We start from the raw sequence: 14,174 nt of genomic DNA, 5'->3' as shown, positions 1-14,174 counted from the left end.
CTACTTGTCGTAATCCAGGTGAGCATCTAACTCACCTTCTAACATTTTTTCAATCCCTCGCTTTTGTAAGTCTTTGAGAAAGTTTTGGAGTTCATCGCCAGTTTTAAACTGTTTGAAAAAATCATCCGGAAATAGGTCTTTTGTTTCCATAAATATGTAAATATTAAATGTATAAAAAAAATTCTGCTCGATTTTAACCCAAGCAGAATTTTATACTTACACCGTTTTTGGTACAGTGTCGTTAATTTTAAGCTCGACTAATATTTTTCGTGAAAATATTCGTTTGGTATAATCGTTTTATTCTTTTTATCAACAGCTTCTTGGTTACGCAATTCCACTCGACGTATTTTTCCTGAAATTGTTTTTGGTAAACTCTCCACAAACTGCACAATACGTGGAATTTTGTAACGTGCTAAATGCTCTTCTGTATATCTAAAAATATCTTTTGCTAATTCTTCCGAAGCTTCATTTCCAGGTGCTAAAATAACAAAAGCTTTTACAGCATTACTTCTCAAATCATGCGGACTTGCCACAACAGCAGCTTCCATAATGGCATCATGCTCTAACAAAGCACTTTCTACTTCAAATGGTCCTACACGGAAATCAGACGCTTTTATCACATCATCATCACGCCCAACAAACCAAACATAACCATCTTCGTCTTTATAAGCTTTGTCTCCTGTATAATATAATCCATGCTTGAAAACTTTCGCCATTTTATCTTTCTGAATCAAATAAGTTTTGAAAATTCCATTGATGGTTTCTTCATTATGCACAACACAAATATTTCCTTCTTCGCAATCTTGTACAATATTTCCATCATCATCAGCAATCACAATATCGTATAAAAACGCAGGTTTTCCCATCGATCCATATTTAATCTTCTCATTTGGCAAATTCGCAATCATCGCAGTTGATTCTGATTGTCCATAACCATCACGAATCGTAATTCCTGTACCTTCTTTCCAGACATCTATAATTTCTGGATTAAGCGGTTCACCAGCTGCAACACATTGACGAAGTTTGAAATCATAACTTTTCAAATCTTCTAAAATCAATACACGCAGAGCTGTTGGTGGTGCGCAAAAAGTTGTTACACCCAAATCTTGAATGGTTTGTAATTGTTCTTTCGGAACAAATTTATCTGAATGATAACCCAAAATTGTCGCACCCATATTCCATGGAGCAAAAAAACTACTCCAAAAGAATTTCGCCCAACCTGGTTGAGAAATATTATAATGTAAATCACCTTTTTTCATTCCAACCCAAGAAGAAGTCGTGAAACCTCCAAGCGGATAAGTGTAATGCGTATGCACCACAACTTTCGGCATTCCTGTCGTTCCTGAAGTAAAAAAGTAGAATAAATCATCGTCTGGTTTTGTATCTGCAGCCTCAGCTTGAATAGATTCTTTCCATAACTCATTGATATTTATCCAACCTTCTCGCTCGCCTTCTGTGATTAATTTTACCTTAATCTTTTTATCAAATTTTGCTTCTGCTTCATCTATTTTCGATGCATTTGCTTGATCTGCTAAAGCAACTTCTGGAAAAGAAGACTCGAATCTAAACGTTAAATCCCTTGCTTCTAAAGTTGTTGCGGCTGGAATAATAATTAATCCACCTTTGATAGAAGCCAAATAACCAATCCAAGTAATCGGTAATAATGGAACTTGAGAAAACATTTTGTCTCCTTGTACAATTCCTTTGTTTCTTAAATAGTTTAAAAATTGATTGTATTTATCAGCTAAATTCTGAAAAGTATAATCTTCTCGTTCTTCATTATACTTCCAAATTAAACCTTTTTGAGTTCCTAATTGAGCAACATTATAAGGCTCAAAAATATCCTTCACCCAATTGAATTTCTCTGGTTTGAAAATTTTAATCTGTTTTAATTGCGTATAATTCTCTTCTTCGATGGATAATCGAATAGAGCTAAACAATTCTTGTACTGTCATTTATTTGTGGTTTTGAATAAATATAGAAAAATTATTTATTCAAACAGAAGTTTTATGAATAAAAAAGGATGATTTTATAAAATCATCCTTTTTGTTATTTTTTATTGAGAATATATTAATCTCTACCTCTTCTTGAGTTTCCTGTTCTATTACGGTCTCCTCCACGGTAACCACCACGATCTCCACCTCTAGAATCACGGTCACGATCACCTCCACGGAATCCACCTCTGTCTCCTCCGCGATCACGATCTCCACCACGATAACCTCCACTTCTTTCACGGTCATTATCACGACGGCTATTGAAACCACGTCCGCGAGAATCTCCTCTGTCATTACGACGACGATCTCCACCACGACGCTCACCATCACCACGTCTAGGTTCTGGTTTAGAGATTTGAACATCTAAGTCTACTCCATCACGTTGTGCATCTTTGAAAGATTCTAACACTAATGATTCGAATTGTGTATCAACTTCGAAGAAAGAGAAATTACGTAAAATTTCAATTTTTCCGATTTCGATGTTACGATTACGAGTTTGCTCGTTAATTAAACCAATTAAGTTTGGAACACGTAAATTGTGTTTTTGACCAATATTAATAAAGAAACGAGAGAAATCACGTCCACCACGACGGTTAGAAGAACGATCTCCTCTATCACCACGATCTCCTTCAGAAGAAATATCTTTCGTGTTTTTGTAATATTCTAAGAAAGAATTGAACTCAACTGTCATGAAACGTTTTAATAAATCGTCACGATCTAAGTTCGCCAATTTTTCATTTACAGTTTCCATGTAAGGCTCGATTAATTCTTCATCAACTTCGATATTTTCGATTTTATCGATTAAAGAAATTAAACGTTTTTCACAGATTTCGGCTCCAGTTGGTACATTTTTAGGCTCGATTTTAGAAGCAATTAATTTTTCTAAATCTCTAATTTTACGCGCTTCACGTCCTCCTGAAATAATGATAGAAATTCCTTTGTTACCCGCACGTCCTGTACGTCCTGAACGGTGTACATAAACTTCTGGATCATCTGGTAAATTGAAGTTGATTACGTGAGTCAACTCATTTACGTCAATACCACGAGCAGCAACGTCTGTTGCAACAAGGATTTGAATATTTTGGTTACGGAATTTCTCCATCACGTGATCACGTTGTGATTGTGATAAATCTCCATGTAATGCGTCTGCATTGTAACCATCTTGCATCAATTTATCTGCTACGTCTTTCGCTTCGCGACGAGTTCTACAGAAAACGATACCATAAATATTTGGGTAATAATCGGCCAAACGTTTTAAAGCTAAGTAACGATCAGAAGAACGTACTAAGTAAACGTGATGCTCGATATTTTTTGATGCAGTATTTACTTTACTTACAGCAATCTCAACTGGATTGTGCATATATTCTGAAGCGATACGACGAACCTCTGAAGGCATTGTAGCTGAGAATAATAAAGTTTGTTTTTCTTCTGGAGTTGTTTCTAAGATAGAATCAATTTCGTCACGGAATCCCATGTTCAACATCTCATCAGCCTCATCTAAAACTGTCCAAGTGATGTCATTAATTTTTAATGCGCCACGTTTGATTAAGTCCATTGTACGACCTGGCGTTCCTACAACGATTTGCGGATTATCTTTTAATCCTCTAATTTGTTTAACGATGTCAGCACCACCGTAAACTGCCTGTACACGTACTCCACGCATATCTGCAGAAAAAGATTCTAATTCTTTTGCAATTTGTAAACATAATTCACGAGTAGGACACAAAATAATTGCTTGTACTGATTTTGAATTGCTGTCTAATTGATTTAAAACCGGAAGCCCGAATGCTGCAGTTTTTCCTGTACCTGTTTGCGCCAATGCAATAACATCTTGATCTGATGAAAGGATTTGAGGAATAGCTTTTTCTTGGATTGGAGATGGGTTAACGAAGCCCATTTTCTCAATTGCAGTTAGGATTTCTTCTTGAAGTCCTAATTCTTTGAATGTAATCATGTTAGATATGATACCGAGATAATGAAATTCATTTATATTTCATATCACGGTTTTATTTTAAATTATTTAACCAACAGATATGAAAGAATAAAATTAAATGGCTGAGCAGCCTAAAAAATCCCTAAATGAATATTCTTTAACATCCGTACCTTAACTCTAAAAGGCTGTGCAAATGTAAGGATTATTTTTGAAATACACAACACACATTCATAATCCTTACAATTAATACACATAATATTATTTTACTGATAATAAATAAGTTACTAACAATCTGCAATATTTACAGCAACTGCCAAACCTCCTTCAGAAGTTTCTTTGTATTTATTATTCATATCTTTTGCAGTTTCCCACATCGTATTCACAACTTTATCTAACGGAACTTTCGCAGTCAACGGATCTGTATCCAGTGCTAATTCTGCTGCATTTATCGCTTTAATCGCTCCCATTGTGTTACGCTCGATACAAGGAATTTGTACCAAACCACCAATCGGGTCGCATGTTAAACCTAAATGATGTTCCATTGCAATTTCGGCAGCCATTGTTACTTGCGCAGGAGTTCCTCCCATTAATTCGCATAATGCAGCTGCAGCCATAGCTGAAGATACGCCGATCTCAGCTTGACAACCTCCCATTGCCGCAGAAATAGTTGCTCCTTTCTTAAAAATAGAACCAATAACTCCTGCTGTTGTTAAGAATTGTTCAATCTCTTTTTGACCAGCTTTATGATTTTCGATCACCAAATAATACATCAAAACTGCTGGAATAACTCCTGCACTTCCATTTGTTGGCGCTGTTACAACTCTACCTAACGAAGCATTTACTTCATTAACAGCAAGAGCAAAACAACTCACCCATTTCAAGATTTGACGAAAATATACTTTGGTTTTTCGGATTGATGCAATCCATTCTTGTGAATTAGAATAAGGTGTTGCTCCAACCAAATTTTTGTGCATATCGTAAGCACGACGTTTCACGTTCAATCCGCCTGGTAAAATACCTTCTGTATGACAACCAATGTACATACACTCTAACATAGTATTCCAAACACGCATTAATTCGTGGTGAATTTCATCTTCAGTTCGAATTGTTTTTTCATTCTCGAACATAATTTCAGAAATCGATTTATTTTCTTTCGAACAAAATTCTAATAATTCTGTTGATGTATTAAATAAATATGGAAAAGCACAAGTGACATCTGTATTGGTAGCACTATCATCCTCTTTTGTAATAAATCCTCCCCCTATCGAATAAAACGTAGAAGATAATTCTTCGTTCTCATAGAAAGCTGTAAACATCATTCCATTAGCGTGAAAAGATAAAAACTCACGATTGAAAACGATATCAGTTTCGGGATTAAAATCAATTAAAAATTTATTTCCAAAATTTAATTGTTTATTTGTATTGATTGTATTAATAATATTCGAAATATCATCAACAGGAATATATTCAGGATCAGCACCGCTTAACCCTAACATTACTGCATAATCAGTTGCATGTCCTTTACCCGTAAGCGATAAAGAGCCGTACAAATCTACACGAACTTTTGTAATTTTATTAAAGATAGATGCAGCATCCAATTCTTTCAGAAAAGCTTCTGCAGCGCGCCAAGGACCTAAAGTATGCGAACTTGAAGGACCAACGCCAATTTTGAGCATATCAAATACTGAAATACAATCCATTTTGTACTTTTAATTTATATTTTTTCCACACAAGACAAATATAGCCGTTAAATTCTCATATTCACTTTATTTAAGCAGTTTTTTTATCAACTTAAACAATTAACATGCTTAAAATATTCATATTGAATGATATTAATACAAATAATTCAGCATCAAAAAAAGAGGTCACAACTAATTGTAACCTCTTTTCTAGACTTTATTAAGTTTTTATTTAAACTTGTGCCAATATGGATAGATAATCGCTAAACCATAACCTATAAACACAAATAATGTAAACATGGTAAAAAGTGTTCCATCTGCCATAAATTCGGGCTGCATTGCTGCTGACACAAATAATGATGTCACAACCATATATACACCAATTCTTTTATAAGATTTCACTAAAAAGATACCTATCAATGCAATAACTCCTAAAACAAGAGTCGAAATTGGATACCATTTTGGCATTTCTGGCGCATCTTCGTTCATCATTTGGCGGAACAAATAATCATTTGTCACCAATAATTGATAACCACGATAAAGAATACTCAAAATCAAGAAAACCATTATAAAGATCATTGACTTGAAAAGGAATGATGTTTTGTTTCCTTCGTGTTTCAAATCTTTTGTTTTGGTATTATCCGACATTAAAACTTTTGTGTCAAAAATATCGTCACGTTCTTGATTTTGTTCTACTTTTTGATCTGTCATAGCTTTATTTTAAAATAAGAAATCATATCCTTTCAAACTCAATTTTTCGTATTTTTCTTCATCAAAACGATACAATTTAGATACTTTACGATGTTGTTTAGGATCTGTTGTATTACCTGTTTCGATAATTAAATTTGAGTTAAAGATTTTCTTTCTAAAGTTACGTTTATCCAACTCACGATTCAAGGCTTTTTCATACAAACTTTGCAATTGCGCAATTGTAAACTCATCTCCAAGTAAGTTAAATCCTACTGGACGACGTTTTACACGACGTTTCACACGCTCTTTTGCATATTTTACAATCTCATTGTGATCAAAAGCCAAATCCGGAACACGGTCGTAAGCATACCATTCTCCACCTTGTGTTTTCACTTTTTCCTCTATTTGAGGTGTCAATTTAACCAAAGCGTAATAAGCAACATTTACAACACGTCCTAATGGATTACGAAAAACTTTTGTAAAAGCTTTCAATTGTTCAATATATGTTTGATGCTCATCGTAAGCAATTTTCTCAATCAACAATTCGTGAATTGCTTGATCGTTACTTACCGTTGGCGCAATATATTTTCCTGGCAAAACCAATGCTCCTTTGAAAGGATCGTTTAGTTTTTTATACACCAATATTTTGAGATCTTCTCCATCAAACCCGAAAAGTACGAGACTTGAACATAGAGCGACCTGAAAATATTTTTCTTTTTCTTCGTCTGTCATTTTGTGGGATGATTAATAAATTGAAATTTATTTTTAATGAAAAATTGAATGCATCAATCTATTTTTATCGTTAAAAGATTCTTCTAACGAAATCATAGATTCTGTTCTCAATACATCATCAATTTGATCAATTTTGTAGATAACATCTTTCGCATCAGAAGTATCTCTTGCACGAATTTTACAGAAAATATTATATTTTCCAGACACAACGTGAACCACTGTTACGTTAGGAATTTTATATAATTCATCTATCACTTTCTGAGTTTTGTTTGTTTTTGTAAGTAACAATCCTACATACGCAACAAACTGATAACCCATTTTATCATAATCTGTAATTAGTGTAGTTCCTTTGATGATTCCAGCCTCCTCTAATTTCTTGACACGTACGTGAATAGTACCAGCAGAAACATTCATTTTCTTTGCAATTTCTGTAAATGGCATTCTTGTATTGTCAATCAAATACATCAAAATTTTCTTATCAACATCATCAATTATGTAATTCATTTTCCTAATTTTTGATTATTATTATTATTTTAATAAAAAATCGAATTAATTTTTAGCAAAATTATAAATAAAACAAACAAACTTCAAAATATTTTTTAATGATTTATTTAATATTTTACTTTTGTTATAATAATAGTTCAAAAAAGAAAGAACTAATCACTTTTGTTTGTTTGCGCGAGTTTATTGTCTAACCACAATAAACTCATTTTTTTTTTATTTAATTTTGACTAAACCACGACGTTTTTGTTCCACTTTAGGTTGAGTACTTTTTTGATACGTAACTTTGACCGTATCTTTTGTAGTTTGACGAGTAGAATCTATTCTTCTTTCCTCACTTTTAAACTGTTTCGGAAGTACAATCGAATCAAATCTTTCTTGCTGTTGCTCTTCTTTTTTAGCTTTTGCTTTTCGTTTATTTTCATCTAAACCTAAAAATCCTCTAAACGTATCGAAGCTTTTGTTGTACTGAATTCCTACTCCGAAACTTTGATTTAAGTTATTTTCCATTCCTGGCAATAAACCGAAAGTTGTAGGTTTTGTAAATGCTTTTAAGACCAAAGATCCATTGTTTAATTTCGAGATATCATAAGAAACATCAAAATTCCCATCGAAGTTCTCTTGTACATTTCTATTATTTGTAACCGCAATTCCATACGAACCACGTAAACTTAAACGATTATTAACCCGATAAGAAACAGAAGTTCTAATTTTATCATTTGTCTCCGATTGCGCACTACCACCGACATACTCCATTTGTATATCTACATTGTTCGCAATAGAAGACAACATACCCGCAATTGTCGATAAACCAATATCAGCAGCTGTACTTGTTACACCAGATTGAACAGCCGAAGCATCACCAAATTTACCTGTCAATAAGATATAACTAAACTGAAGCATCTGTTCTTCTGTATTTGAACGGAATTTTGATTGTAACTGCGAATTGATATCCGAACCTGCATTAGGAATTGTTAATCCAAAATCGATAATAGGTTTTTTCAACGTTTCAGAAATATTAATTGATAAGAGAGCATCATAAATTTGCGAATATCCTACACCTAAATAGTCTCCAACATTTGACACCGAACGTTGATATTCAGCTGTAATATTAAGCGTTGCATCAAGTGGATTTCCTGCAAATTGTACCGAAGATCCTTTTTTGATTTTAAAATCTTTTGGAATCAGCGGAAATTGTCTAAACTCATATGTTCCACTTTCTATATTATATACCCCTGTAATACTCAATCCTGCTTTATTCATTAAGAATCTAAGATTTTCTGCAGTTCCTCGCGCTGTTGCTTTATCATTTGTAGCTGCATCAAAAATCAAATTCACCATCGCATTTGGATACGCATTGATGTTGACATCTATCGACATTCCTTTTGGTGCGTGAGGCTCGTTATTTTTCGATTTTTCATCTAGATGTTGGTTAGGAACAAAACGTACCAAATTATTTTCTGACTCAATTGTTGTACTTCCTGTATTTATCGTTAACTCAGAATTTCCAACCACTGTCGCATCTCCAGCAATCTCCAATTCCTCTACCGCACCAAACATAGATACATTTCCTTTCGCAAATACTTTTCCATAAAACAATTCATTGTCTTTAATAGACGTGTTCATCACCAATAAATTATCGGTATCAAAATCTAAGTTGAGACCCCATTTAGATAAATTACGAAAAAGAATTAAACCATCAACTTTTCCTTTTGTATTGTACGCAGTATCTTTAAATGCAATATCATTCAATCTAATAACCCCTTGTCCTGCTCCTTCTTTAAAAACAAATAGGTCGTTTTCTCCTTCAAATAAATAATCAGTTCCTAAGAAATTAACTTTTAATCCAAGATCTTTTGCAATCATATTTCCGCTAAGATTTGGTAAATCAATTGGTCCAGTAATTTTTAAATCACCAGATAACGTTCCACGCATATTAGAGAAAACAGATTTTAAGAATCCTTCTAAGAAATCGATATGAAACTCATCAAAATTGGCATCTACATCGACTTCAGGACCTGTTGGTTTATTAATAATATTACCATAAGCAACCAACGATTGAATTTGCTCTTTCTGTAAACTTGTTTCAAAATTAAATTGTTTATCCGCTACATTATAACCTCCTTGTAAAGTCAAATTACCAAGCTCAAAATCATTTAAACCTAACTTATCAATTTTAGCTTCAAGTGTTGGTTCTAACTTTTCTTTTGTTCTAATAATATCTACTTTACCGTTCGCTATACCGACAATTTTTAGATTATTCAATAATGTTTTAGGAATGATTTTTTCTAAATGCAAATCTTTAAAATCAGCATTGAAATTGTAATCTACATTGTTATTAAATAAACCACTTACTTTTAAATATTGTTCTTCCGATTCTAATGACAAATCTTCAACTTTTAATGATTTATTGATTCGATTAAAAATTACCCGATTAGAATTTGCATCATTCAAATGATTAATTGTCCATTGTGTCGAATCTATTTGTATTGTCGAAGGTGAAAATCCAAAAATCAAATCATTATTATTCTGAACTGTGTGAAAAAGATTTAGATTAAATAAAATTGGATTCTTACGACCTATATTAAAGTCTGTTTTGACAATCATTGTATCATTCTTCGGAATCGAATTTACGTTAATTGCATTAATCGTAACTCCACTCACTTTCATACTATCAATTTTCGCATTAAGTGTTGGTAGTTCTGCAATTGTATTTAGATTAACATTCGACTGAAACAATTGAATTCCTGCATATTTTATACCTGGAGTATCCAATGTCGCTTCCAATTGATTTTTCGTACCATCAATATAACCTTTAACATGTGTATCTGGCTCAATAGAAATCGATGGATCGATATATTGTAATAAATTTTCTTGCACATAAACATCAAACGAAAAAGCCTGATTTGGCGAAACTTTTTTATGGCGGAAAGATGGCACTAGATCTACAAGCGAATTATTGATAACATTTGCAACTTCAGTAATATTAAATTTACCATCAACAGTGGCTTTCATATAATCTGGCACATCTAATGTCATGATTTTATGCGAACCATCTATTTGAGAATTCAACATGACATGTGACAATTCTAACGTATCTTTTTTAGAACGGAAATAAAGATTTTTGACATCAATATTTCCCCTAAAATCATTAATATTTGTCAGCTTAAAATTCCCTTCAACATCGCCACGTACTATTGCATTTAGATTTTTTGTAACTCCAAGAAAATCTAAATTAACTTGACGAATGTTTGATGTAAAATCAAAATCATATGGTTTTCCACTGAAGTTAATTTTTCCGTTCAATTGTGCATTCAAATTAGGATCTTTGATATCAAACAAACCATTAAACTGATAATTTTTGACCAAACCATCTACCGTAATATTTTGATATCTTTTTCCAATCAAATCGATGTAACGAAGATTTCCATCTAAATTTAAATTGATATTTTTTAGATCAGTTCCTTTTCCATCAAATCTAAATTTTCCGCTTACATAACCCAAATCTTTTGCATTTGTTAATTGACGAAGATTAAGATTTTTCGCATCTAAAGTTCCCTTATAAATTAACGATTTTACATCTTTGTAATTCCTAATTTGAGCTTTAATATCAGCATCACCAAGTCCAGAAACTGCGTAACCATTCGCATGAATTTCATTTGGATTTAATGAAATATCACCACGATAATTTAAGTTTCCAAAACGAGTCAACATATTCGGAATTTTCTTAGAAACAAAGGTTGGAAGTAACTTTACAATTTTTTGATAGGATGTATTGATTTTTACATTTCTTGTCGAAAAATTTAGCGAAGAACCATGTGTCACATCTTGCAATTGTAAACGAGAAGCACCAACATAATTATCTTCTCCTTTCAATTCGAAATCTGTAAATGTTAAATTATTCAGGGTTCCATTTACTTTTCCATATAAATCAACCGAAGAATTTTTATCAAATAAATCAGTGAAATAGCGAATTTCTTTAAAATTAATTTTAGATCCTCGATCAAAAAAAACGTCCCAACGAACTTTATTATTAAAATCAGACATATCCGAAGGTTGATTGTAACTCAATAATAAATTTCCGTTTAAAACAGACGTATCCGTTCGTAAATTTAAATTCCCAACTCGAATTTCTTTTTTCGAATAATGAACTTTTCCTGTGAAATTTTGTACGTTATACGTTTCTTTATTTTTTGTTGCAACAAAGCAGAAATTTTCTAAATCGGCCGTAATATCAGAATCAACTAATCGAAACTTTTTTACCGTCATGTTCAACTGCTTCGAATCCAACCAAACATTTCCAGAATTTTGATTAACAATTGAAACTCTTCCATCCTGTAAAATAAAATCTCCATCTAATTTGAAAATCTTTTTCGGATCTTTTGGTTTATCAGAACTAAAACCGTTCACAAATTTGATGAAATTCGAAATCGAATCACCTTTGTAGGTAATCACACGAATTTCAGGTTCAATCAATTTCACTTCACTCAAATTGATATGATCTTTTTTGATTCCTGGAATTAACGACCAAACATTTATTGTTGTTTCTAAAGTCTTCGACTTCAAAAAATCATATTTGTGATCGTCTTTAATGTGTACACCATAGAAATAAATACGTCCAAAAAAATCAATATCAACCGCATCTACATACATTTGTGTGTTCAACGATTTATTTAATTTTTCTAAGGCAAAGTGAGCTATTTTTGTCTGTACCGCAGGGATTTGTATTGCGATTGCTACTGTTAAAACAAGGGTTAAAACGAGTATAATCAACGACAATAAAAATCTTCCTATTCGTCTGACTATTTTCAATGGTTTAAATTTACGATATTTGCAGGGTAAAAATAAGTTATAAATTTTATTCTACAAGGAATTATGAGCGATAAAAACTACATTTTAGCCATAGAATCTTCTTGTGATGATACAGGCGCAGCAATTATTGACAGAAATAAAATTATTTCTAATGTTGTAGCAAGCCAAAAAATTCACGAAATATATGGTGGCGTAGTACCAGAATTAGCTTCGAGAGCACATCAACAAAATATTGTTCCCGTCGTAGATCAAGCCTTAAAACAGGCAAATATTAACAAAGAAGAACTTAAAGCAATCGCGTATACACGTGGTCCAGGATTGATGGGTTCGCTTTTGGTTGGCGGAAGTTTTGCGAAATCTTTCAGTCAATCATTGGATATTCCGTTGATTGAGGTTAATCACATGCAAGCACATATTTTGGCAAATTTTATTGAAGATGCCAACGACGAAAAACCAACTTTTCCATTTTTATGTTTGACTGTTTCTGGTGGACATACACAAATCGTGAAAATCAACAGTTATTTTGAGATGGAAATTTTAGGTGAAACAATTGATGATGCAGCTGGTGAAGCTTTTGATAAAGCAGGTAAAATTTTAAACTTACCATATCCTGCAGGTCCAATTATTGACAAAAAATCTAAGATTGGAGATCCTACAAAATTCAAATTTGCAAAACCAAAAATTGATGGTTTAAACTTTAGTTTTAGCGGTTTCAAAACGTCAATTTTATATTTTATTCAGAAAGAGGTCAAAGCAAATCCAAATTTTATAGAAGAAAATATTGATGATTTGTGCGCTTCTATTCAACGTTCTATCGTAAATATTTTGATGGAAAAAGTAAAAAAAGCATCGGACGAAACTGGAATTAAACAAATTGCAATTGCAGGTGGAGTTTCTGCAAATTCTGAAATTCGTCAACGATTAAAAGATGGAGAAACTGAATTTGGTTGGAAAACTTTTATACCAAAATTTGCTTATACAACAGACAATGCAGCGATGATTGCAATGGTTGGAAGTTTAAAATTTGATCAAGAGTTATTTACAGAAAACACAGCGAAATCTGTAGCTAAATACCATATTTAATGAAATTATTTTTTGGAGAAATTCATCATGACACAGCTATTCTCAACGAAGAAGAAAGTCATCATTTTGCAAAAGTTTTACGCGGAAATGAAGGCGATTTGGTGCACGTGACAGATGGAAAAGGAAATTTGGCTGAAGTTGAAATTACATCAATTTCTAAAAAAGCAGTTGAAGGAAAAGTTGTTGACTTAAAAGTAAATTTCGAGCAGAAAAATTACTATTTACATGTTGCAATTGCACCAACAAAAACAATGGAACGTTTGGAATTTTTCTTAGAAAAAGCAACTGAAATTGGTATTGACGAAATTACTTTTTTACAGACTTTTCATTCGGAACGAAAAAATATTAAAATCGAGCGAATTGAAAAAATTGTACAATCTGCAACCAAACAATCGTTGAAAGCGTATTTGCCAAAAGTAAATGATTTGACAAAATTCAATGAATTTATCAAACAGGATTTTGAAGGTTTCACGAAATGTATTGCGCATTGCGAAGCGGATATTGAACGTACGCCTTTACGAACAGTTTTGGAAAATAATCCGCAGAAAATTTTGATTATGATTGGTCCTGAAGGTGATTTTTCGAGAGATGAAATTTTCGCTGCAGAAGATCATAATTTTACAGGAATTAGTCTTGGACATCAACGTTTCCGTACTGAAACTGCAGCTTTACAAGCTGTTTTTGCTGTTGATTGGGGATTGAAATAATATAATTAAGAAAGTTGTTTCAAAAATGTCATTTCGAATGAAA

Annotated in this window: 9 protein-coding genes and 1 pseudogene; 2 read left to right on the top strand and 8 right to left on the bottom strand. The window is 32.7% G+C overall.

The window, feature by feature from the left end; genetic code table 11:
* The 8 genes and pseudogenes from B4J88_RS09215 to B4J88_RS09180 form a co-directional block, all read right to left on the bottom strand.
* Positions 1 to 150: pseudogene (locus tag B4J88_RS09215) on the bottom strand (IS256 family transposase); the annotation flags it as partial.
* A gap of 107 nt (positions 151 to 257) precedes the next feature.
* Positions 258 to 1,955, bottom strand: a complete 1,698-nt coding sequence (locus B4J88_RS09210; RefSeq protein WP_219034202.1) for an AMP-binding protein — start codon at positions 1,953 to 1,955, stop codon at positions 258 to 260.
* 115 nt (positions 1,956 to 2,070) lie between these two features.
* Positions 2,071 to 3,948, bottom strand: coding sequence for a DEAD/DEAH box helicase (locus tag B4J88_RS09205; RefSeq protein WP_125350223.1), 1,878 nt, complete (start codon positions 3,946 to 3,948; stop codon positions 2,071 to 2,073).
* Between the two features lie 263 nt (positions 3,949 to 4,211).
* Positions 4,212 to 5,627, bottom strand: a complete 1,416-nt coding sequence (locus B4J88_RS09200; RefSeq protein WP_125350222.1) for an L-serine ammonia-lyase — start codon at positions 5,625 to 5,627, stop codon at positions 4,212 to 4,214.
* Positions 5,628 to 5,834: 207 nt separating this feature from the next.
* Positions 5,835 to 6,317 carry a hypothetical protein gene (locus tag B4J88_RS09195; protein ID WP_219034200.1) on the bottom strand — a complete coding sequence of 161 codons (483 nt, stop codon included), beginning with the start codon at positions 6,315 to 6,317 and terminating at the stop codon, positions 5,835 to 5,837.
* A 9-nt stretch (positions 6,318 to 6,326) separates the two neighbouring features.
* Positions 6,327 to 7,028, bottom strand: a complete 702-nt coding sequence (locus tag B4J88_RS09190) for an NUDIX hydrolase (RefSeq protein ID WP_038336322.1) — start codon at positions 7,026 to 7,028, stop codon at positions 6,327 to 6,329.
* Between the two features lie 33 nt (positions 7,029 to 7,061).
* Positions 7,062 to 7,532 (bottom strand): Lrp/AsnC family transcriptional regulator, encoded by a 471-nt coding sequence (locus tag B4J88_RS09185; RefSeq protein WP_038336320.1) that lies wholly within the window; start codon positions 7,530 to 7,532, stop codon positions 7,062 to 7,064.
* A 213-nt stretch (positions 7,533 to 7,745) separates the two neighbouring features.
* On the bottom strand, positions 7,746 to 12,341 hold the full coding sequence (locus tag B4J88_RS09180) for a translocation/assembly module TamB domain-containing protein (RefSeq protein WP_291067388.1): 4,596 nt from the start codon (positions 12,339 to 12,341) through the stop codon (positions 7,746 to 7,748).
* Between the two features lie 63 nt (positions 12,342 to 12,404).
* On the opposite strand from B4J88_RS09180, the gene tsaD reads away from it, so the two are divergent.
* On the top strand, positions 12,405 to 13,424 hold the full coding sequence (tsaD, locus tag B4J88_RS09175; RefSeq protein WP_038336318.1) for a tRNA (adenosine(37)-N6)-threonylcarbamoyltransferase complex transferase subunit TsaD: 1,020 nt from the start codon (positions 12,405 to 12,407) through the stop codon (positions 13,422 to 13,424).
* The gene (locus tag B4J88_RS09170) at positions 13,424 to 14,131 is read left to right on the top strand and encodes an RsmE family RNA methyltransferase (protein WP_125350218.1); all 708 of its coding nucleotides are present in this window, start codon (positions 13,424 to 13,426) and stop codon (positions 14,129 to 14,131) included. The genes tsaD and B4J88_RS09170 overlap by 1 nt, the downstream gene beginning before the upstream one ends.
* Positions 14,132 to 14,174 lie beyond the last annotated feature (43 nt).

The sequence above is a fragment of the Empedobacter sp. UBA5036 genome (assembly GCF_002415215.1).
In the GTDB taxonomy this organism is placed as follows: Bacteria; Bacteroidota; Bacteroidia; order Flavobacteriales; family Weeksellaceae; genus Empedobacter; species Empedobacter falsenii_B.
The sequence above is the reverse complement of the archived record's forward strand: the minus strand, read 5'-3'. Positions and strand labels throughout refer to the sequence as shown.

What these genes read in the sequence shown, in the direction of transcription:
- B4J88_RS09185 (WP_038336320.1), bottom strand. Translation starts at nt 7,532, where the DNA reads ATGAATTACATAATTGATGATGTTGATAAGAAAATTTTGATGTATTTG.
- B4J88_RS09170 (WP_125350218.1), top strand. Translation starts at nt 13,424, where the DNA reads ATGAAATTATTTTTTGGAGAAATTCATCATGACACAGCTATTCTCAAC.
- B4J88_RS09200 (WP_125350222.1), bottom strand. Translation starts at nt 5,627, where the DNA reads ATGGATTGTATTTCAGTATTTGATATGCTCAAAATTGGCGTTGGTCCT.
- B4J88_RS09205 (WP_125350223.1), bottom strand. Translation starts at nt 3,948, where the DNA reads ATGATTACATTCAAAGAATTAGGACTTCAAGAAGAAATCCTAACTGCA.
- B4J88_RS09210 (WP_219034202.1), bottom strand. Translation starts at nt 1,955, where the DNA reads ATGACAGTACAAGAATTGTTTAGCTCTATTCGATTATCCATCGAAGAA.
- B4J88_RS09195 (WP_219034200.1), bottom strand. Translation starts at nt 6,317, where the DNA reads ATGACAGATCAAAAAGTAGAACAAAATCAAGAACGTGACGATATTTTT.
- tsaD (WP_038336318.1), top strand. Translation starts at nt 12,405, where the DNA reads ATGAGCGATAAAAACTACATTTTAGCCATAGAATCTTCTTGTGATGAT.
- B4J88_RS09190 (WP_038336322.1), bottom strand. Translation starts at nt 7,028, where the DNA reads ATGACAGACGAAGAAAAAGAAAAATATTTTCAGGTCGCTCTATGTTCA.